Genomic DNA, 20461 nt, shown 5'->3' with positions numbered 1-20461 from the left:
GATGGCTATAGTATACTCAATAATGCTCAAAACGATCAACTGGAAGAACAAATACGGTAGCGCCGCCTACCTGTACTTCGACTGGAAGCGGCAAGTAGGAATCCGTAGTTCCACTCATCGGAGTTACAGGAGTTACAAGCTGCTCGCGTACCTTACAGCTGTTGCGGATCACCGTCAAGACAGCTTCAATCTGGCTATCCTCTACCCCGATCATGAAGGTGGTATTTCCTGCACGCAGAAATCCGCCTGTACTTGCCAGCTTCGTGGCACGGAAATTAGCCTTGACCAGTTCACTCGATAACCGGTTACTGTCTTTATCCTGGATAATTGCAATGATCAACTTCATCTTTGTATCCCTCCCGATTTTTTGATAGCATAAACTTCCTGGTTCAACTTCGCAAAATTAACTTCGAAAGCCTACACCTAAGTTTGTTGGAACTATTGTAGTATATTTGACAAAGTACCTCAAAAACCCTTTAATACTCTCTCTTCAAGCGTGCGTATCAGCTCCTGCTCCACTATATGAAGCGGTCGGGCCGCATCCAGCACTACCATCCGCTGCGGATTGGCATCCACAACCATACGGTATCCTTCTCTTACCTTACGGTGAAAAGCGAGGCTCTCCATATCCAGCCGGTTCACCTCACGGTTCTGATTGGCTGCAATCCGCGCCAGCCCCACCTCGGGATCAATGTCGAGATAGAATGTAAGATCAGGCATACGGTTGCCAATGGCAAACTGGTTGATGCTCCATACCTCTTCCATGCCAAGCCCTCTGGCATATCCCTGGTATACCAGGCTGCTGTCTACGAAGCGGTCACATAGTACTGTCATGCCCCTCTCCAGAGCGGGTTCAACCACCTCAGCCAGATGCTGGCTTCGCGAAGCTGCGTAGAGCAAGGCTTCGGTCCGGGCATCCATCGCCGTATGAGCCGGGTCCAGAATGATGGAGCGAATCTTCTCGGCAATCTCAATCCCGCCAGGTTCGCGGGTAATCACATAGGGTATCGACCGGTTCTGCAGATAAGCAGCTACCCGGCCCAGCACGGTTGTTTTGCCTGAGCCATCGCCCCCCTCCAAAGTAATGAAGAATCCTTGTTGTTCCACTGCTGCTTCTCCGCCCTTCTAAATGTTGTAGACCTTTATACGCTGTAGGCCCGGATCGGAACAGGCCTGGAATTTCGCGCCGCCTTGAGACAGGTCCAATAACCTTGCGCCTGTCTGTGCGGTTATAACTTCGCCGGGATATAATAACGGAATTCCCGGAGGATAAGGAATCACCATCTCAGCTGCCATCCTGCCTATGCTGTCTGCAAGCGGGATACTCTCCGTAGAAGCTGAATCAACCGGCTTCATGGTGAAGGGCACCGGCCGGGGAATCTTGGCCTGCAAATTGTTCCACGTGGAATTATTGCTGTACGTGGACTGTGGAGAGCCTGAAGATTGCACAGAACTCAGTGCCTGCGGAGAACTATGAAATTTCAGTGAGTTCGGAGAGTGCTGAGTGCTCAATGAGTCCAGAGATTGCAGCGTGCTCAGAGAGTGCGAAGAGTGCTGAGTGCCCGGAGACTCCGCCCGGGTCTCCGCATCGATCTCCCGCAGCGCTTCCACCAGCGCTGCAGCCTCTTCAGCCCGCGAGCCGAGGCTGAATAGCAGAACTACGTGCCGGTCATCGCTCATTTCCGGCACACAGCCCTTCTCTTCGAGCCTGCTGTGCAGCTCGAAGCCGCTCAGGACCCCGGCGGCGTCATAAATGACGGCCTTGAAGGGGTCCTGGGTCAGGTACGCCGCCCCGCGCTGCGGCGGCGCGCCCTTCCCGGCGGGGGCTGCGCCACCCCCGCTGGAGCGCTGCAGCGGCACAGCCGGCTGCAGCAGCCCGTAGCGCGGCAGCCTGGCGAGGCCGCGCTTCAGGACGTCCACGGCGGCAAGGCCCGCCGTGAAGGCACCGGCACCGCGGCTGTGCACCAGCCGCCGGGCTAGATCGAGCGACGCCATCACCGGGTACGATGGGCTGGAGCTCTGCACCATGGCGAGCCGCTGCCGCAGCAGGGCCCTGTCAAGCCGTGGGCCCTGCACATGCAGCATCGCGCCCATGGTGAGCGCGGGCAACATCTTGTGCGTGGACTGCACTACGCCGTCCGCGCCCTGAGCCAGTGCCCCGGCGGGCAGCGCCGGGTGCTGGCTGTAATGCGCCCCGTGCGCCTCATCCACCAGCAGCGGTACACCGCTGGCGTGGCAGGCCTGCGCGAGGGGCGCAAGCTCACTTCCCATGCCGTAGTAATTGGGCATGGTCACCAGCACCCCTGCGGCGTCCGGGTAGGCTGCCAAGGCAGCCTGCACATCTTCTGCCGCGGGAGCAACCGCCAGGCCGCTGGCGGGATCGATCAGCGGCTCCAGGAATACAGCGTGCACTCCTGCAAGCATCAGTCCATGAATAACTGACTTGTGCACATTGCGCTGAACAATCAGGATCATTCCCGGTTCCGGACAGACCGTCAGAATCAGTGCCAGATTGCCTGCTGTACTGCCGGATACAAGCAGGAAGCTCTCCTCTGCTCCAAAACAATCCGCCGCCAGCTCCTGCGCCTCCCGAATCACCCCTTCCGGATGATGCAGATCATCTGTATCCGTAATTTCCGTAACATCAACTTTCATAATCTCATCCAGGAAGCCTGCACCCCCGAATATATCATACGCAACCCCGTTTTTGTGACCGGGTACATGATATGAGATATTACCCTTTACTCTATAGTGTTCCAACATTTCATAAATAGGTGCTTGGTTCCGCTGTTCGTTATCCATAATAGTTCCTTCCCCTAGGGCTAGCTTCTATTTTAACGCAAATAGACCCAAACGCCTACATATCACTGAAGAAGCATCCTACCCGGATAACAAAACGGCTCCCTCCATCCAATTAGAGAACGGGAAAGCCGTCAAAATAAAAATACGTTATGCAGCCAACGTGACACAGATCCACCGCCCGCTTTTTTTTGTTCTTTCGATCGATTGCTGCACAGCTGTTTGCCTATGCATTTTTCTGCAGATCAATTTTCTTCATCCGGCCGATAAAAAAACGATACTTCGCATCCTCAGCCTCCGTACGCACCATCTCCGCCTCGCAATCCTCACATATAAAATGCGAGACAATCACGATGCCTTCCTCTTTCACTTGTCCGCAGATAATACAAGCCTGATCGGTTTGCTGTTCCATTTTCATCCCACCTTGACTCTTTTAAGAACAGTATGATACACCTTCTATCATTTTAAACCCTTTCATAGTTTTTTCATATCCTGCGGCTCGTATAATGTATAATATTCCGCAGTTGCCCGGCAGGTGATAATAAATCACAAAGTTTAACAAAAAGCCCATGTTAGCCGATATTAGTATCATGACATATAACGAGGAGGCCGTCCTTTTTTATGGAAGACGACATTAAAGGAGCCGCTACATTCTATCAATATAAATTAATCAGAAAAATCAATATTTCCACCTTTTTGCTGCGAGCCTATATGATATTGCCCATTATCTTTATAATATTGGAATCCGTGTTCTTGTCCCGGTGGAGCATCTTCTTCATGATCCTGGCTGCGCCTGTAGTGTTCTGGACACAATATGTGATCTCGCGTTCCGTTCTCTTGATCTCAGGCCATCCAATCGCCAAAAGGTGGCGTAATACCATCCAGCTGCCTTGGATCGGGTATATGCCGGATCAGTACATTAGCTACCGTGTCTTCCGCAAGGTGCAGCTGCATAATTTCTGGATCGGCCTTTGCATCGCCATACTTTTTGTGGTCTGGTCACCTCCAGCATTTACAGCTTCGCTGATTATCTGTCATCTGTGGCTGTTGCTGCCCCGTCTGTATACCTTGCTGCTGCTGAGAAATAAAGACAAGGGAGGTATGCTGAAATTCAACACTTCCGATGCGTCCTATTATTCACAGTGACAGCAGATCGTGCATACATAAGAATTCGCTTAAATAAATAAATCGCCGTCCTTTATGGACGGCGATTTATTTATTTGGTTTCCAGCCCCTTAATGGAGGCCTTTTTCTCCTTCGGGACCATTACTATAAAATAGTCATTATGCACGGTTAAATGCACAATCTGTTTTTCCTTCTGAAAAATGCGGGAAGCTCCTTTGTCGTCTTCCTTCTGTTCCTGCTCTTTCCAGCCCCAAGCCTGGATAGCCTCCAAATAAGGCTCCGGTATCCCTTTGGTTTCTTTCAAGCCAGGAAGAGTGTACCTTACGTAGTCCATAGCAACATTTGTAGTTGTCCGGTCCGGAGAGTCCGCTTCCTGCGGAACAGGGAAGCTTTTTTCATTAAGCGCCCCTTCAAATGTATCCCAGGTCGGTTCCTTTGCTCCGCAGCCAGCCAGCAGAAAAACAGCCATACAGAGCCATATTGTTACCCAAACCAAGCGAGTTGGTTTCATACCTTAAATCCTCCTTACCTCTACCATGCATCTAAAGACACAAGAAAATTCAAAGTTAGAATTTATCAGTAGTTCATTCGTATTAAGGATATGCTTAATATTTGCACTTTTCTATTATACTTGTATCGCCTCTAGCGTCGGTAACAAATCTGTTACACTATTGTAAACGCTTTATTCATCATATATGACTTTGCTTATCTTTTTAATCATTCAGTTACTACTATAAGATCCCAGCGAGGATCTAGCATTTACAACAAATATAACAAAAAACCACTGTTGAGTGATCAACAGTGGTCTTCATGTGCTTGGCGGCGTCCTACTCTCCCAGGACCCTTCGGTCCAAGTACCATCGGCGCTGGAGGGCTTAACGGTCGTGTTCGGGATGGGTACGCGTGGAACCCCTCCGCTATCGCCACCAAACGGGTTTTTTCCGCTCGTGCTACTCCCCCGAATTCCTTCAGGAAAATAACCGACTACAGAAAAGACATGCAGCTTAAAATCTTTCAGGCTTAATCGCCTGAAAACTGAATCCGAAACAAATCTGCGTTTTAAGATGTGGATAAGCCCTCGACCGATTAGTATTGGTCAGCTCCATGCATTGCTGCACTTCCACCTCCAACCTATCTACCTCGTCGTCTTCAAGGGGTCTTACTAGTTGGGAAATCTCATCTTGAGGGGGGCTTCACGCTTAGATGCTTTCAGCGCTTATCCCGTCCGTACGTAGCTACCCAGCCATGCTCCTGGCGGAACAACTGGTGCACCAGCGGTACGTCCATCCCGGTCCTCTCGTACTAAGGACAGCTCCTCTCAAATTTCCTGCGCCCACGACAGATAGGGACCGAACTGTCTCACGACGTTCTGAACCCAGCTCGCGTACCGCTTTAATGGGCGAACAGCCCAACCCTTGGGACCTACTTCAGCCCCAGGATGCGATGAGCCGACATCGAGGTGCCAAACCTCCCCGTCGATGTGGACTCTTGGGGGAGATAAGCCTGTTATCCCCAGGGTAGCTTTTATCCGTTGAGCGATGGCCCTTCCATGCGGTACCACCGGATCACTAAGTCCGACTTTCGTCCCTGCTCGACTTGTAGGTCTCGCAGTCAAGCTCCCTTATGCCTTTGCACTCTGCGAATGATTTCCAACCATTCTGAGGGAACCTTGGAACGCCTCCGTTACTCTTTAGGAGGCGACCGCCCCAGTCAAACTGCCCGCCTGACACGGTCCCCGTACCCGATAAGGGCACTAGGTTAGAACCTAGATACGATCAGGGTGGTATCCCAACGGCGCCTCTGCAGAAGCTTGCGCTCCTGCTTCTCAGGCTCCCACCTATCCTGTACAGATCGTACCCAAATTCAATATCAAGCTGCAGTAAAGCTCCATGGGGTCTTTCCGTCTTGTCGCGGGTAACCTGCATCTTCACAGGTATTAAAATTTCACCGGATCTCTCGTTGAGACAGCGCCCAAGTCGTTACGCCATTCGTGCGGGTCAGAATTTACCTGACAAGGAATTTCGCTACCTTAGGACCGTTATAGTTACGGCCGCCGTTTACTGGGGCTTCGGTTCACAGCTTCGGGTTACCCCTAACCGCTCCCCTTAACCTTCCAGCACCGGGCAGGCGTCAGCCCGTATACTTCGCCTTACGGCTTCGCACAGACCTGTGTTTTTGCTAAACAGTCGCTTGGGCCTTTTCACTGCGGCCCCCTCGGGCTATTCACCCTACCGAGGCACCTCTTCTCCCGAAGTTACGAGGTCATTTTGCCGAGTTCCTTAACGAGAGTTCTTCCGCGCGCCTTAGAATTCTCTTCTCGCCTACCTGTGTCGGTTTGCGGTACGGGCACCTTCTCCTGGCTAGAGGCTTTTCTTGGCAGTGTGAGATCATGACCTTCGCTACTAACATTTTCGCTCCCCATTACAGCCCAGCCTTCACGATGTGCGGATTTGCCTACACATCAGCCTCACTGCTTAGACGGACACATCCATCAGTCCGCGTCACTACCCTCCTGCGTCACCCCATCGCTCATAGCGGATTACGGTGGTACAGTAATTTCAAACTGTTGTCCTTCGACTACGCCTTTCGGCCTCGCCTTAGGTCCCGACTTACCCTGAGCGGACGAGCCTTCCTCAGGAAACCTTGGGCTTTCGGCGGATCAGATTCTCACTGATCTTTTCGTTACTCATACCGGCATTCTCACTTGTATACGCTCCAGCACTCCTCACGGTATACCTTCAACGTATATACAACGCTCCCCTACCCCAGGATCGACTTCACTCCAGCTTCGAAATGTGTTTATCCCCTGTAGAACATATAGCCTTCATCCCTTCCAGGATGATTTCAGGCATAAATGTCTATCCGATAAACACCGCTCAAAGAAGCAGTGAAGTCGATCCTAGCCATAGCTTCGGTGGTGTGTTTAGCCCCGTTACATTTTCGGCGCAGAGTCACTCGACCAGTGAGCTATTACGCACTCTTTCAATGGTGGCTGCTTCTAAGCCAACATCCTGGTTGTCTGTGCAACTCCACATCCTTTCCCACTTAACACACACTTGGGGACCTTAGCTGATGGTCTGGGCTGTTTCCCTTTCGACAATGGATCTTAGCACTCACTGTCTGACTCCCGGCAATAAATATGTGGCATTCGGAGTTTGACTGAGCTTGGTAACCCTTGCGGGCCCCGCACCCAATCAGTGCTCTACCTCCACTATTCTTATACCGAGGCTAGCCCTAAAGCTATTTCGGGGAGAACCAGCTATCTCCGAGTTCGATTGGAATTTCTCCGCTACCCCCACCTCATCCCCGCATTTTTCAACATGCGTGGGTTCGGGCCTCCAGTGCGTGTTACCGCACCTTCACCCTGGACAGGGGTAGATCACACGGTTTCGGGTCTACGCCCCCATACTCAAATCGCCCTATTCAGACTCGCTTTCGCTGCGGCTCCGGCTTCTCACCTTAACCTTGCATGGTAAACGTAACTCGCCGGTTCATTCTACAAAAGGCACGCCATCACCCCTAAAACGGGCTCTGACTTTTTGTAAGCACACGGTTTCAGGTTCTATTTCACTCCCCTTCCGGGGTGCTTTTCACCTTTCCCTCACGGTACTGTTTCACTATCGGTCGCCAGGTAGTATTTAGCCTTAGCAGATGGTCCTGCTGGATTCATACGGGGTTTCACGTGCCCCGCACTACTCGGGATCCGTCTCGGAGAGAATACAGTTTAGGCTACAGGGCTTTTACCTCTATCGCGGGCCTTTCCAGACCTCTTCGCCTACCATATTCCTTTGTAACTCCATGTGAGACGTCCCACAACCCCTAAGAGCAAGCTCTTAGGTTTAGGCTGTTCCGCGTTCGCTCGCCGCTACTGACGGAATCACTATTGTTTTCTCTTCCTCAGGGTACTTAGATGTTTCAGTTCCCCTGGTCTGCCTCTACCTCTCCTATGTATTCAGAGAGTAGTAACTGCGAATTACCACAGCTGGGTTTCCCCATTCGGACACCCCCGGATCAAAGCTTGCTTACAGCTCCCCGAGGCAGTTTCGTTGTTCGCCACGTCCTTCGTCGGCTCCTGGCGCCTAGGCATCCTCCGTGTGCTCTTATTAGCTTAACCATCGCTCCGGTGTTTGGCTTGTTTGCTCATCTTGTTTTAAACAGCGCTTCCGGAAGAATCCGTTCGCTACTCTGTTTAAAGCCAAAGGTCGCTTCACAATCCAAAACCTTCGCTTCCAGCTAATAACTAATTCACTTGTTTGCACAAGTTATAGCTAAAAGATGTTCTAAACGCAAATTCGTTTCGGTATCCAGTTTTCAAGGATCAAGTTGTAGTCTGAAACGTTTAACGACACTTTCGTGATCGTCCAAGCCTTTCAGAAACAGAGAGCTTAAACTCTCAAAACTGAGCAACGAGTGAGTGTGTTGAACCCGAAGGTTCTATAGAAGCTTACGCTTCTGTTCGAATGTTTCCGTTTCAGGAAACGATTCTCCATAGAAAGGAGGTGATCCAGCCGCACCTTCCGATACGGCTACCTTGTTACGACTTCACCCCAATTATCTACCCCACCTTCGGCGGCTGGCTCCCTTGCGGGTTACCCCACCGACTTCGGGTGTTGTAAACTCTCGTGGTGTGACGGGCGGTGTGTACAAGACCCGGGAACGTATTCACCGCGGCATGCTGATCCGCGATTACTAGCAATTCCGACTTCATGCAGGCGAGTTGCAGCCTGCAATCCGAACTGAGACCGGCTTTGTTGGGATTCGCTCCACCTCGCGGTTTCGCAGCCCTTTGTACCGGCCATTGTAGTACGTGTGTAGCCCAGGTCATAAGGGGCATGATGATTTGACGTCATCCCCACCTTCCTCCGGTTTGTCACCGGCAGTCTGCTTAGAGTGCCCACCATGATGTGCTGGCAACTAAGCATAAGGGTTGCGCTCGTTGCGGGACTTAACCCAACATCTCACGACACGAGCTGACGACAACCATGCACCACCTGTCTCCTCTGTCCCGAAGGCCGCTGCTATCTCTAGCAGATTCAGAGGGATGTCAAGACCTGGTAAGGTTCTTCGCGTTGCTTCGAATTAAACCACATACTCCACTGCTTGTGCGGGTCCCCGTCAATTCCTTTGAGTTTCAGTCTTGCGACCGTACTCCCCAGGCGGAGTGCTTACTGTGTTAACTTCGGCACCAAGGGTATCGAAACCCCTAACACCTAGCACTCATCGTTTACGGCGTGGACTACCAGGGTATCTAATCCTGTTTGCTCCCCACGCTTTCGCGCCTCAGCGTCAGTTACAGCCCAGAAAGTCGCCTTCGCCACTGGTGTTCCTCCACATATCTACGCATTTCACCGCTACACGTGGAATTCCACTTTCCTCTTCTGTACTCAAGCCACCCAGTTTCCAGTGCGACCTTAGGTTGAGCCCAAGGTTTAAACACCAGACTTAAATAGCCGCCTGCGCGCGCTTTACGCCCAATAATTCCGGACAACGCTTGCCCCCTACGTATTACCGCGGCTGCTGGCACGTAGTTAGCCGGGGCTTTCTTCTCAGGTACCGTCACTCCGGTAGCAGTTACTCTACCGGACGTTCTTCCCTGGCAACAGAGCTTTACGATCCGAAAACCTTCATCACTCACGCGGCATTGCTCCGTCAGGCTTTCGCCCATTGCGGAAGATTCCCTACTGCTGCCTCCCGTAGGAGTCTGGGCCGTGTCTCAGTCCCAGTGTGGCCGTTCACCCTCTCAGGTCGGCTACGCATCGTCGCCTTGGTGAGCCATTACCTCACCAACTAGCTAATGCGCCGCAGGCCCATCCCTTAAGGGCAGATTGCTCCGCCTTTCATCCTCGGTTCAGGAGAACCAAGGAATTATCCGGTATTAGCTACCGTTTCCGGTAGTTATCCCAGGCTAAGGGGCAGGTTGCCTACGTGTTACTCACCCGTCCGCCGCTGAATCCTGTTGAAAGCAAGCTTTCAACAGAACTCCGCTCGACTTGCATGTATTAGGCATGCCGCCAGCGTTCGTCCTGAGCCAGGATCAAACTCTCCAAATTGGTTTTATCGAGCAATCACTTCCCCGAATCACTCCGAGAAAATAACCATCCGATAAAGTATTGAAAAGAGCGATATGCTCATTTTGAAACATCTGACGAGAATTTGCATTCTCTACCGACAAGCTCCACTTGCGTGAAACTCATCTTCTTTTGGATTTTACTTTCGCAAAATCCCACTCCTCGTTGTTCAGTTTTCAAAGATCAAGTTCTCGTTGTCAGTGATGTTTGCGTCACCAGCAACTCTTATAATATATCATATCCAACCGTGTAATGCAAGCTCTTTTTTTCAAGTTCTTTTCGAGCGAAGCATTTAGCTTTCTTGGCCGGAATAAGAATATACCATGTGCAGAATTGGATTGCAAGCTTTTTTTTAATCTATTACTATTAAAGATGAACTAAAGACTATAACCACTGATTCTGCACCTCTGGATACTCTATGCAGGGGCAGAATCAGCAGTTAGCGACAATAAACAATCGTGTTCTATATGATCTCTTGTATATAGAGCTCCCGCTCAATAGCCAGATTCACGATCTTGCCCTCAACCTGGACCATGGGTCTTGTAGGATTGCTGCGGTCAGTGAATATTATCTCTCCGCGACGGCCATCGCTAAGTCGAATCCTTGTTCCGTTATACAGATCCGTCGTCTTCTGGATAAACGTCTGTACGATCACAGGATCAAGCATCCCGAAGCTTTCTTTAAGCAGCTGCTCCAACACAAGGAAAGGCGACTGTGGCTTTCGATAAGCCCTTTCCAGCGTCATGGCATGGAAAATATCCGCGACGGCTACAAGCTTGGCATAGAAATGAATCTGTGAGCCCTCCAGCCTTAACGGATATCCGGAGCCATCCACCTTCTCATGATGCTGCAATGCGGCAAGTCTAACCCCCTCATTAATAGCGGTAACGTTGCGCAGCAGCTGATAGCCGTAGGTAGTATGTCTGCGGACTTCTTCTTTCTCACTGCTGCTGAGCGAATCAGGCTTAAGCAGCAGTGCCGGATCTACTTTGGTATTGCCAATGTCATGAAGCAGTCCAGCAAAAGCAGCCTGCATCCAATCCTTTTGCGGGTATCCGCACCATCCGGCCAGCTTGTAGCAGGTTAATGCCGACAATACAGCATTATGATAGTTGTAATCCTCTTCACTGAGTACATGGGGGGTAAATTTCAGAACATGATAATCATTTAAGTGGCTGATTAACAGCTCCAGCTGGCTGCGCAGCTCATATATAGGCAACGAAGCCGCGGCAACGGAACGATAGCTGCTTTTGATCAGGACCAGCATCTTATCATACTCATCGTGCAGCGGTGAATTGCTTTTGGATAGCAGTGTCTCATTTACAATAGAGCCTGTCTTAACCGCTGCCTGCTTGGATGCCACTTTTGTCGGCTCGGCAGTTTTGTTTTCATTCTCACTGCCTTCAATCTCTACATGCTGAATCAAAAAAGCCTGCAGAATCTCTAGATCGCGTGGCAATAGTATTTTACCTTTGGCGAATAACGTGCTTCCCAGAGGTGTGATTACATCCTGGATGATTTTTGAACCTGCTTGTACTTCTGCAGCTGGTAGGCTTGGCACTAACTCAACCCCTTAAATTCTCTGGCATTACTTTCTCTGATTATAATATGGATACCCGCAAGCGACTAGTGGCAAGTAGAAACTGCTTCGGCGTCCTCTGAAAGAGAGGGCAACTTATACTTACTTATATATAAAAAAACAGGAGTCTCTATAGAAGAAACTCCTGCTCTGCATTACAACCTATTCCATATCTTCGTCTTCTGCTTCGATTTCAGATCCAGTCTCATTAAGGTCAGTCTCTGTTCCTTCCGAATCCTGTTCTGTCATCAGAGCGTCCAAGCCTTCTTCCAGCTCGGAAAGCTCATCCTCTTCATTCTTGTCCGCCCGGCACAGCGTAGCTACAGCATCATCCTCACGGATGTTGATTAGCTTAACCCCTTGTGCATAGCGACCCATTGTCGATATGCCGTCCATGCTGGTACGGATCAAGGTACCGCTGGTCGTAATAATCATCAGGTCCTCGTCTTTCTTAACGACCTTAAGACCTACTACCGGTCCATTCTTATCGGTAAGATTGATTGTCTTGATACCTTTACCGCCACGGGTCTGTGAACGATAGTCAACGGCCGGTGTACGTTTGCCGTAACCCTTAGTTGTAACAATCAATACTTCAAGCTCCTTGTCGACACAATCCATGCCAATGACATGGTCATTGCCGTCCAGCGTGATGCCTTTGACACCGGTCGCGCTGCGGCCCATAGACCGTACATCGTTCTCGGAGAACGTGATCGACATTCCGCGTGCTGTACCCATAATCAGATTCTGCTGGCCGTCGGTCAGCTTCACCTCAATGAGAGAGTCCTCTTCACGAAGATTGATGGCGATCAGTCCGCCCTTACGGATATTATTGTAATCCTCCAGCGGCGTCTTCTTCACAATCCCCTCGCGGGTAGCAAAGAACAGATATTTGTCGCTGTCGCCATCCTCTACCTGAATAACCGCACTGATCTTCTCACCCTGCTCAATCTGAATCAGATTGATTATAGGTGTTCCACGTGCCGTGCGTCCCAGCTCCGGAATCTCATAGGCTTTGATCCGGTAGACCTTGCCTTTGTCGGTGAAGAACATCAGATAGTTATGGGAGTTGCTCACGAAGAGATGCTCCACGAAATCCGTATCCTTCGTATCCATCCCGATCACACCTCGTCCGCCGCGCTTCTGGCTGCGGTAGGTGCTGACAGGCAGACGTTTGATATAACCGGTGTGAGTAATGGTAATGACAACCTCTTCTCGCGGAATGAGGTCTTCATCAAGGATACTTTCTTCACCTACGGTAATTTCGGTCCGGCGGTCGTCGGAATATTTATCACGAATTTCCTGCAGCTCGTTACTGATGATCTCAAGCACCAGATGTTCATTGGCCAGAATCTCGCGATATTCCCCAATCTTGGCCAGCAGCTCATTATATTCGTTCTCAATCTTCTCGCGTTCCAGACCTGTCAGGCGCTGCATCCGCATATCAAGGATCGCCTGGGCCTGCTCTACGCTAAGACTGAATGTGCTCATCAACCCATCACGGGCAATGTCCGTAGTTCGGGAAGCCCGAATCAAGGAAATCACTTCATCCAGATGATCGAGTGCAATCCGCAGACCTTCCAGAATATGTGCTCTGGCTTCTGCCTTCTTTAGATCAAAGATGGTACGGCGGCGAATGACTTCGATCTGATGCTGCAGATAATGATGCAGCACATCACGCAGATTCAGGATCTGCGGCTCTTTGTTTACAATAGCCAGCATATTAATCCCGAAGGTTGACTGCATGGAGGTATGCTTGTACAGGTTGTTAAGCACAACGCTAGGGTTAACGTCCCGTCTCATCTCAACCACTACACGCATACCGTTGCGGTCAGACTCATCGCGCAGATCGGTAATTCCGTCAATCCGCTTCTCGCGTACCAATTCGGCAATTTTTTCTACCAATCTTGCTTTGTTGACCTGGTATGGCAATTCGTGTACGATGATACGCGCTTTGCCGTTATTCTCCTCGATAGTCGCCTTGGCGCGCATCGTAACTGAACCCCGGCCGGTACGATAAGCCTGGCGGATGCCCTCGCGGCCAAGAATATATCCCGCTGTGGGGAAATCGGGGCCTTGAATATATTCCATTAACTCCATTGGAGTAATGTCAGGATTGCGGATCATGGCTTGTACGCCATCAATGACTTCCCCCAGATTATGCGGCGGAATATTGGTAGCCATCCCTACAGCAATACCGGATACCCCATTTACAAGCAGATTGGGATAACGGGAAGGCAGCACGACGGGCTCACTCTCTTCGCCATCATAGTTGGGTTCGAAGTCAACGGTTTCCTTGTTCAGATCGCGCAGCATTTCACCGGCGATTTTGGAAAGGCGGGCTTCGGTATAACGCATCGCTGCAGCCATGTCTCCGTCTACGGAACCAAAGTTCCCGTGACCGTCCACAAGCATGTACCGCATAGAGAAATCCTGCGCCATCCGTACCATCGTCTCGTACACGGCTGAGTCGCCGTGCGGGTGGTACTTACCAATGACCTCACCCACGATTCTTGCCGATTTCTTATGAGGCTTATCAGACGACATGCCAAGTTCCGACATCGCAAACAAAATGCGTCGGTGAACCGGCTTGAGTCCGTCCCGCACATCCGGCAAAGCCCGGCTAACAATAATGCTCATTGCGTAATCCATGAAGGATTCGCGCATTTCTTCACCAATGTCCCGATCTTTGACTTGCGGGTTATTTTGTTCAGCCATGAGTTGGTGGACCTCCTTCAGTTAAAAACCGCTACCCTTTATTATATTACTTTCACAAAAGTAGCACAATTAAACATAATAGCCTTTGATATTCTATGATTAATTTCTTTTGCCGCCATAAGGGTATATGCCCTTTCCGCAAATGCCTTTGGTACATAGACTGTAAAGACAAGAATGATGGATTTAAGCACCATTACGTCCCAGAAAGTAGAACCCCATATCCTGATATTATACCATTGTTTAGGTAGCTTGAGAACTTTTAAGGAGGAAGATAATGAGGATACAACGGGTCTCCAGCAAATGGGCCAAGACGATGGTCCTTTTACAAAACCCCTCACTTGCAATCCATATTCCCGATACCCGCAAGTATAGTCACGAGGCTCTCGAGCAACTGCTCGATTTATATGCAACCGTATATATAAAGCCTGACCGCGGAACCTATGGCAGCGGGGTAATGAGAGCCGAGAAGCGGATGGTCACCCTTATCCCTGGCGGGAAACCCGAGAAGAAGGATCCGTTGGAAGCTGCCGCTGATACTCAAATCATGTATATTTTGCGCTATGAAAAAATGGCCCGTATCTTCTCTTCCCTGCAGGAGCTGCACGAAGTGCTTCTGGAACGGCTCAAAGGCCGTACCTATCTGGCTCAGCAGGGGATCGATCTGCTCACCCGCCAGAACCGCCCCTTTGACCTGCGCGTGCTTACCCAGAAGACTCCTGCAGGTGGTTGGAAAACCACCGGAATGCTCGGCAGAGTTGCCGCTCCCCAGAAGATTGTGACGAACTATCACAGCGGAGGGGCGGTGACGGCGGTTGATGTTCTGCTGAAGGAGCACATGGACGTGGCAGAAGCTCAAAGTACCATCAGCCAGTTAAAAGTTATGGGGGTGCAGATGGCAAGGCAGCTGGAAACGGCATATCCATCCATTAAGGAGATTGGACTCGATGTAGCAGTCGACCAGCACCACGAGCTGTGGCTGCTGGAGGTAAACACCTTGCCGTCCATTATCGCCTTTAAGCAATTTCATAAGGATAAGCGGATCTACCGTAAAATACAGCGCTATGCGACTGCCTATGGCCGCTTGAAGGCTGCCAAGCCGCTGCCCACCTCGAAGCGCAAGAAAAGAAAATCCGGAAAATAATAATCAAAAGCCTCCAGCACCCTAAGCTGTTAAACCCAGGGGCTGGAGGCTCTTGATCAGATTCAGTAAGGATAAGCTCTTAGCTGGCTCTGGTTGAATTATACGTCCAGATTCTTGACATACTTGGCATGCTCTTGAATAAACTCGCGTCTTGGCTCAACATTGTCGCCCATCAGCGTATCAAACATGCCGTCAGCCAGAATTGCGTCCTCAATCGTTACCTGCAGCATCATGCGGTATTCAGGGTCCATCGTTGTATCCCACAGCTGGGTTGCGTTCATTTCTCCCAAACCTTTGTAGCGCTGGACATTCACTTTGACGTTTTCTCCGAAAGTAGCAATAATCTCATCGCGTTCCTTCTCGCTCTGCGCATACTTGATTACCTTGTTGCGCTCGATCTTGAAGAGAGGCGGCTGGGCAATATAGATATACCCCGCATCCACTAGCTTGCGCATGTAACGGTAGAAGAAGGTCAGCAGCAAAGTTCTGATATGCGCTCCATCAACGTCGGCATCGGTCATGATGACCACTTTATGGTAACGAGCTTTGGAGAGATCGAAGTCCTCACTGATGCCTGTACCCAGAGCAGTAATGATGTTGCGGATTTCGGCATTGGACAGAATACGGTCCAGACGCGCCTTCTCCACATTAAGAATCTTGCCGCGCAGCGGAAGAATCGCCTGGAAATGGCGGTCACGGCCTTGCTTGGCCGATCCGCCGGCAGAGTCACCTTCGACGATGTACAGCTCGCTGATCGAAGCATCCTTGGACGAACAGTCGGCCAGCTTGCCGGGCAACGCACTTACTTCCAGTGCACTCTTGCGGCGGGTTAGCTCACGTGCCTTGCGTGCAGCTTCGCGGGCGCGGGAAGCGGACAACGATTTGTCCAGGACACGCCGGGAAACGGCAGGATTCTCTTCCAGGAATTGCTGCAGCTTCTCCCCGAACAGGGATTCTACAATTCCGCGCACTTCGCTGTTGCCGAGTTTAGTTTTGGTCTGCCCTTCAAATTGCGGCTCAGGAATCTTAACTGAAATGATCGCTGTCAGGCCTTCACGGACATCATCCCCGGTAAGATTGGAGTTGCTGTCTTTGATGACACCTGTCTTACGGGCATAATCGTTAATGATACGCGTCAAGGCACTCTTGAAGCCGGACTCATGCGTTCCGCCTTCATGGGTGTTGATGTTATTTGCAAAAGAGTAGATGTTCTCGGTATACGAATCGTTATATTGGAGAGCGACCTCCACCTGGATCATATCGCGTGAGCCTTCCACGTAGATCGGATCCTCGTGCAGCGCTTCTTTTTTCTCATTCAGATATTTCACATACTCAACAATACCGCCTTCGTACTTAAAGTTGTTGGACACCTCCGTACGTTCATCCTCCAGCGAAATCTCAATGCCCTTGTTAAGAAAGGCCAATTCGCGGATACGGGTAAGCAGTGTTGAGTATTCAAAGGTGGTCGTTTCGGTAAAAATCTCCGGATCAGGATAAAACGTTGTTGTTGTACCCGTCTCTTCTGTATCTCCGATGATTCTGATGTCATACTGTGGTGCGCCCCGTCTATATTCCTGCTGATAGACATGTCCGTCACGTTTAACCGTAACAACGACTTTCTCGGACAAGGCATTCACTACGGAAATACCCACACCATGCAGGCCGCCTGAAACTTTATATCCACCACCGCCGAATTTACCGCCTGCATGCAGGACAGTCATAACTACTTCAAGCGTTGATTTCTTAAGTTTAACATTCTCGCCTACAGGAATTCCGCGTCCATTATCGATAACGGTCACGGCGTTGTCTGCCTGTATGATCACTTGAATCCGGTCGCAATAACCTGCCAGTGCCTCATCGATACTATTATCGACTACCTCCCATACCAAGTGATGCAGACCCTTAGCGCTAGTGGAGCCAATATACATGCCCGGACGTTTCCGGACTGCTTCCAGCCCTTCCAGTACCTGAATCTGGCTCTCATCATATGTCGGTTGATTCATTGACATGCCTTCACCTACTTCTTTCTGATTATCTCTTTGTTTCAAGTAATGCTGTTATATTTCCAATAACACTTTTGCTCTTTTTTTGAGGGTGGAGGAGGAGATGGGGGAATAATACACAGTATTCTTAGTTACCACAATAGACTTGGCTTCCTCTTCACCAATCTGCTCCAATTTCTTGCCCTGCTGGGAATGGGTAACGAACTGCTTGGATACCTTCGAAGATTTCTCAATCGAAATATCAAATATAGCGATTAATTCTGAGGATCGAATGATCTTATCTCCGCCCAAATGGATGTACATATTCTTCCTCCGCTCTTTATAACTCCACTGTTCCGTCATGAACATGATGTAGAACTGCACCCTTTAATTTATCGGCGCTTAGCCCTTCAATTCCGGTAGCGGTGATGAAGGTCTGCACCTTGCTCTGAAAGGTTTCGATAAGCTGAGTCTGGCGGTATGGATCAAGTTCGGACAGAACATCATCAAGAAGCAGCACAGGGTACTCACCGATTTCTTCATGGATCAGCTCAATTTCCGCCAGCTTCAGCGATAAGGCGGTGGTACGCTGCTGTCCTTGAGAACCGTAGACCTGAGCTTCTCTTCCGTTGATAAAAAAGGACAGGTCATCCCGATGGGGACCCGTCAGCGTCATGCCGCGCCTGATTTCCTGTTCTCTCGTTTGTGATAACTTTAACATAAAATTGTTCAATAAGACAGCTTCATCTTCCTCATCGCGCTCTCCGAAAGAAGGGACATACAGCAGTTTCAGCTCTTCTCCGCCGTTCGTAATGCCCCGGTGGATGCTTTCCGCCCATACTTGCAGCTTCTTTATGAATTGTTTCCTTTTTTTGACGATTTTAACACCATGGTCCACAAGTTGTGCATCCCAGATGTCCAGCAGCTCCTTCGCAGCTGCCTCTTTGCCCCATAATTGCTTCAGCAGATTGCCCCGTTGCAGGAGCACTTTCTGATACTGCTGCAGATGAAAAAGATAACTTGGCTGTACCTGGCCAATCTCCATATCCAGAAACCGGCGCCGGATACCCGGGGTGCCTTTGACAATCTCCAGATCCTCTGGCGCGAACATGACCACATTCAGCGATCCGACGAATTCGCTGAGCCGGCGCTGTTCCAGCCCGTTGATCTTGGCTTTTTTGCCTTGCGGTGATAACGTCAGCTCCAGCTTCAGATCACCATACTTGCGCTGTATTTCCGCGTAAATCTGTGCAGAACCTCCTGGAGCATCAAACGAGATCAGCTCGCGGTCCTTGGAGGTACGGTGACTCTTGGTCATCGCCAGCACGAACAGCGCCTCCATCAGGTTGGTTTTGCCTTGAGCGTTCTGTCCGAGAATCAGATTCACGTCGCCCAGGTTCTCCAGACGCAGCAGCCCGTAGTTCCGATAATGCTGCAGACCGATATTTTTGACAAACACGGAAAGGGTTCCTCCTCTGGCGCCTTACTCTTTAGTGCCGCCGCCTTCAACCTCAAAGGTGCCGTTGTCCACTACCTCAATTTTATCACCGGGATACAGCTTTCGGCCACGCCGTTCTTCCTTCTCCCCGTTCACAAGCACATGCCCTTCCTGCAATAAGGCCTTGGCCATCCCGCCTGTGGATACACAATCTGACAATTTCAAAAACTGGTCCAGCTTAATATATCCACTGTGGATAACTATTTTTTTCATGATTTTTGTCCTTTCAACCACTTATCCACAGCTGTGAACAGCGGTTTTAATTTGTTGTGCGGTACGGCAAAATCACATACATGCTGTTGCTTTCGTCCAGCGGTCTTAGAATAATCGGGCTCATCATCCCGGTGAAGGCAATCATCAGCTGCTCGCTTTCCACGACCTTCAGCACATCAAGCATGTATTTGGAGTTGAAAGAGATCTTCAGCGGCTCGCCTTTGAAGTCGGTTACCTCCAGCTCCTCACGAACCTTTCCCAGCTCCGACGAGCTGGAGGAGATTTCAATGCCCCCTTGCTCAAGTGTCTGCATGCGGACAATATTCGTTTTCTCTTCGCGGGACAGCAAATAAGCACGGTCGATCGATTCGCTGAGTTTTTTTGTGTCCAGAGTTAGTTCTGTTTTGTAGGCTGTCGGAATAATTCTAGAAGTATCCGGATAAATTCCGTCCAGAATCCGGGAGTAGAACAGCACTTTGTCGATTTTGAACAGAACCTGGTTGTCTGCTACGACAATATCCACCAGCATATTCTGGTCGGGGATGATTTTGCTTAATTCATTCAGCGTTTTGCCGGCAATGACAATATTCCCGAATTGCACATTATCGGTGCCTTCGAGGTGTGCTGCTCTGGTAGCCAGGCGGTGGCGGTCAGTCGCTGTAAATTTAAATTCGTTATCGGTCAGATTCCACAGTATACCTGTCAGAATCGGTGTTGTCTCTTGTGTGGAGATGGAGAAAGCCGTCTGTTTAATCATATTCTTCAGCAAATCGCCGGGAATAGAGATCGTTTCATTCTCTTCAATGCTTGGAAGCACAGGGAATTCCTCGGGATCAAGGCCTACGATCTGAATCTCGGTGGAACCGGAGGAGATATAGGTCTGGAATCCTTCCTTTACCTCCATGTGGATCTCTTTGGAGGGCAGCTTCTTAATAATCTCGACGAAGAACTTCGCAGGCAGCACTACACTGCCGGGTTGCTCCACCTTCACGATGGTATGGCTGTCATTCTCTGCAGGAATAAACGATTGAATCGAAATATCGGTATCGCTGGCGGTTAATGTAACACCCTGGTGACTGACTTCCAGCTTAATACCGGTAAGAATGGGAATCGTTGTTCTGCTTGAGATGGCCTTGGATACATGACCGATGGATTCGTTGAGTTCATTTTTAAGAATGCTAATCTTCATAATTTCACTCCTAGCTGAAAATTGGGAAATTGCAGTGAATATTTCATCTTTCGAAACCGCTGTGTATAAGATGAATTATTATAGTTATTTAATAGTATTAGTAGTAGGGGCGCCGTTTATGTGGATAACCCCCTCAAACCGCATAAAATTAA

The 20461-nt window shown here is 50.0% G+C and carries 14 protein-coding genes and 3 rRNA genes; 2 read left to right on the top strand and 15 right to left on the bottom strand.

What is annotated here, in order from left to right:
• Positions 1-16 precede the first annotated feature (16 nt).
• The 4 genes from B9T62_RS32100 to B9T62_RS32085 form a co-directional block, all read right to left on the bottom strand.
• Positions 17-346 (bottom strand): cyclic-di-AMP receptor, encoded by a 330-nt coding sequence (locus B9T62_RS32100; RefSeq protein WP_087918978.1) that lies wholly within the window; start codon positions 344-346, stop codon positions 17-19.
• Positions 347-465: 119 nt separating this feature from the next.
• Entirely contained in the window at positions 466-1107 is a 642-nt protein-coding gene (gene tmk / locus B9T62_RS32095; protein ID WP_087918977.1) for a dTMP kinase, read from the bottom strand.
• A gap of 18 nt (positions 1108-1125) precedes the next feature.
• Positions 1126-2802, bottom strand: coding sequence for an aminotransferase class I/II-fold pyridoxal phosphate-dependent enzyme (locus tag B9T62_RS32090; protein WP_087918976.1), 1677 nt, complete (start codon positions 2800-2802; stop codon positions 1126-1128).
• A gap of 223 nt (positions 2803-3025) precedes the next feature.
• Positions 3026-3211 (bottom strand): sigma factor G inhibitor Gin, encoded by a 186-nt coding sequence (locus tag B9T62_RS32085; RefSeq protein ID WP_087918975.1) that lies wholly within the window; start codon positions 3209-3211, stop codon positions 3026-3028.
• Positions 3212-3420: 209 nt separating this feature from the next.
• Here B9T62_RS32085 and B9T62_RS32080 point away from each other — a divergent pair, with 209 nt between their 5' ends.
• Positions 3421-3945, top strand: coding sequence for a hypothetical protein (locus B9T62_RS32080; RefSeq protein ID WP_087918974.1), 525 nt, complete (start codon positions 3421-3423; stop codon positions 3943-3945).
• A gap of 70 nt (positions 3946-4015) precedes the next feature.
• Here B9T62_RS32080 and B9T62_RS32075 read toward each other — a convergent pair whose 3' ends face one another.
• The 6 genes from B9T62_RS32075 to gyrA form a co-directional block, all read right to left on the bottom strand.
• Positions 4016-4435 carry a hypothetical protein gene (locus B9T62_RS32075; RefSeq protein WP_087918973.1) on the bottom strand — a complete coding sequence of 140 codons (420 nt, stop codon included), beginning with the start codon at positions 4433-4435 and terminating at the stop codon, positions 4016-4018.
• Between the two features lie 303 nt (positions 4436-4738).
• Positions 4739-4855: ribosomal RNA gene (gene rrf / locus B9T62_RS32070) — 5S ribosomal RNA — on the bottom strand.
• 135 nt (positions 4856-4990) lie between these two features.
• Positions 4991-8038: ribosomal RNA gene (locus B9T62_RS32065) — 23S ribosomal RNA — on the bottom strand.
• Between the two features lie 378 nt (positions 8039-8416).
• Positions 8417-9974, bottom strand: a 16S ribosomal RNA gene (locus B9T62_RS32060).
• Together the 16S, 23S and 5S rRNA genes form the textbook arrangement of a ribosomal RNA operon.
• 481 nt (positions 9975-10455) lie before the next feature.
• Positions 10456-11553, bottom strand: a complete 1098-nt coding sequence (locus B9T62_RS32055) for an HD-GYP domain-containing protein (protein WP_087918972.1) — start codon at positions 11551-11553, stop codon at positions 10456-10458.
• A gap of 180 nt (positions 11554-11733) precedes the next feature.
• Entirely contained in the window at positions 11734-14286 is a 2553-nt protein-coding gene (gene gyrA, locus B9T62_RS32050; protein WP_087918971.1) for a DNA gyrase subunit A, read from the bottom strand.
• 274 nt (positions 14287-14560) lie between these two features.
• On the opposite strand from gyrA, the gene B9T62_RS32045 reads away from it, so the two are divergent.
• Positions 14561-15427 (top strand): YheC/YheD family protein, encoded by an 867-nt coding sequence (locus B9T62_RS32045; RefSeq protein WP_087918970.1) that lies wholly within the window; start codon positions 14561-14563, stop codon positions 15425-15427.
• A gap of 98 nt (positions 15428-15525) precedes the next feature.
• Here B9T62_RS32045 and gyrB read toward each other — a convergent pair whose 3' ends face one another.
• Genes gyrB through dnaN form a run of 5 tightly spaced genes read right to left on the bottom strand, consistent with a single transcriptional unit; the run spans position 15526 to position 20309 of the window.
• Positions 15526-17436: a DNA topoisomerase (ATP-hydrolyzing) subunit B gene (gyrB, locus tag B9T62_RS32040; RefSeq protein WP_087918969.1), complete on the bottom strand. Its 1911-nt coding sequence runs from the start codon at positions 17434-17436 to the stop codon at positions 15526-15528.
• A 48-nt stretch (positions 17437-17484) separates the two neighbouring features.
• Positions 17485-17733: an extracellular matrix regulator RemB gene (gene remB, locus B9T62_RS32035; protein WP_087918968.1), complete on the bottom strand. Its 249-nt coding sequence runs from the start codon at positions 17731-17733 to the stop codon at positions 17485-17487.
• 16 nt (positions 17734-17749) lie between these two features.
• Complete coding sequence (gene recF / locus B9T62_RS32030; RefSeq protein ID WP_087918967.1) at positions 17750-18868, bottom strand: DNA replication/repair protein RecF; 1119 nt, start codon at positions 18866-18868, stop codon at positions 17750-17752.
• Positions 18869-18892: 24 nt separating this feature from the next.
• Positions 18893-19120 carry a S4 domain-containing protein YaaA gene (gene yaaA / locus B9T62_RS32025; protein WP_087918966.1) on the bottom strand — a complete coding sequence of 76 codons (228 nt, stop codon included), beginning with the start codon at positions 19118-19120 and terminating at the stop codon, positions 18893-18895.
• 46 nt (positions 19121-19166) lie between these two features.
• A complete protein-coding gene (gene dnaN, locus B9T62_RS32020; RefSeq protein WP_087918965.1) occupies positions 19167-20309 on the bottom strand; it encodes a DNA polymerase III subunit beta in 1143 nt (380 codons plus the stop codon).
• Positions 20310-20461: the final 152 nt, after the last annotated feature.

The sequence above is a fragment of the Paenibacillus donghaensis genome, assembly GCF_002192415.1.
Lineage (GTDB): Bacteria > Bacillota > Bacilli > Paenibacillales > Paenibacillaceae > Paenibacillus_AQ > Paenibacillus_AQ donghaensis.
This window is presented reverse-complemented; position numbering and strand designations above follow the sequence as displayed.

What these genes read in the sequence shown, in the direction of transcription:
- gyrB (WP_087918969.1), bottom strand. Translation starts at nt 17,436, where the DNA reads ATGTCAATGAATCAACCGACATATGATGAGAGCCAGATTCAGGTACTG.
- B9T62_RS32075 (WP_087918973.1), bottom strand. Translation starts at nt 4,435, where the DNA reads ATGAAACCAACTCGCTTGGTTTGGGTAACAATATGGCTCTGTATGGCT.
- remB (WP_087918968.1), bottom strand. Translation starts at nt 17,733, where the DNA reads ATGTACATCCATTTGGGCGGAGATAAGATCATTCGATCCTCAGAATTA.
- B9T62_RS32085 (WP_087918975.1), bottom strand. Translation starts at nt 3,211, where the DNA reads ATGGAACAGCAAACCGATCAGGCTTGTATTATCTGCGGACAAGTGAAA.
- dnaN (WP_087918965.1), bottom strand. Translation starts at nt 20,309, where the DNA reads ATGAAGATTAGCATTCTTAAAAATGAACTCAACGAATCCATCGGTCAT.
- B9T62_RS32100 (WP_087918978.1), bottom strand. Translation starts at nt 346, where the DNA reads ATGAAGTTGATCATTGCAATTATCCAGGATAAAGACAGTAACCGGTTA.
- B9T62_RS32090 (WP_087918976.1), bottom strand. Translation starts at nt 2,802, where the DNA reads ATGGATAACGAACAGCGGAACCAAGCACCTATTTATGAAATGTTGGAA.
- gyrA (WP_087918971.1), bottom strand. Translation starts at nt 14,286, where the DNA reads ATGGCTGAACAAAATAACCCGCAAGTCAAAGATCGGGACATTGGTGAA.
- B9T62_RS32045 (WP_087918970.1), top strand. Translation starts at nt 14,561, where the DNA reads ATGAGGATACAACGGGTCTCCAGCAAATGGGCCAAGACGATGGTCCTT.
- B9T62_RS32080 (WP_087918974.1), top strand. Translation starts at nt 3,421, where the DNA reads ATGGAAGACGACATTAAAGGAGCCGCTACATTCTATCAATATAAATTA.
- yaaA (WP_087918966.1), bottom strand. Translation starts at nt 19,120, where the DNA reads ATGAAAAAAATAGTTATCCACAGTGGATATATTAAGCTGGACCAGTTT.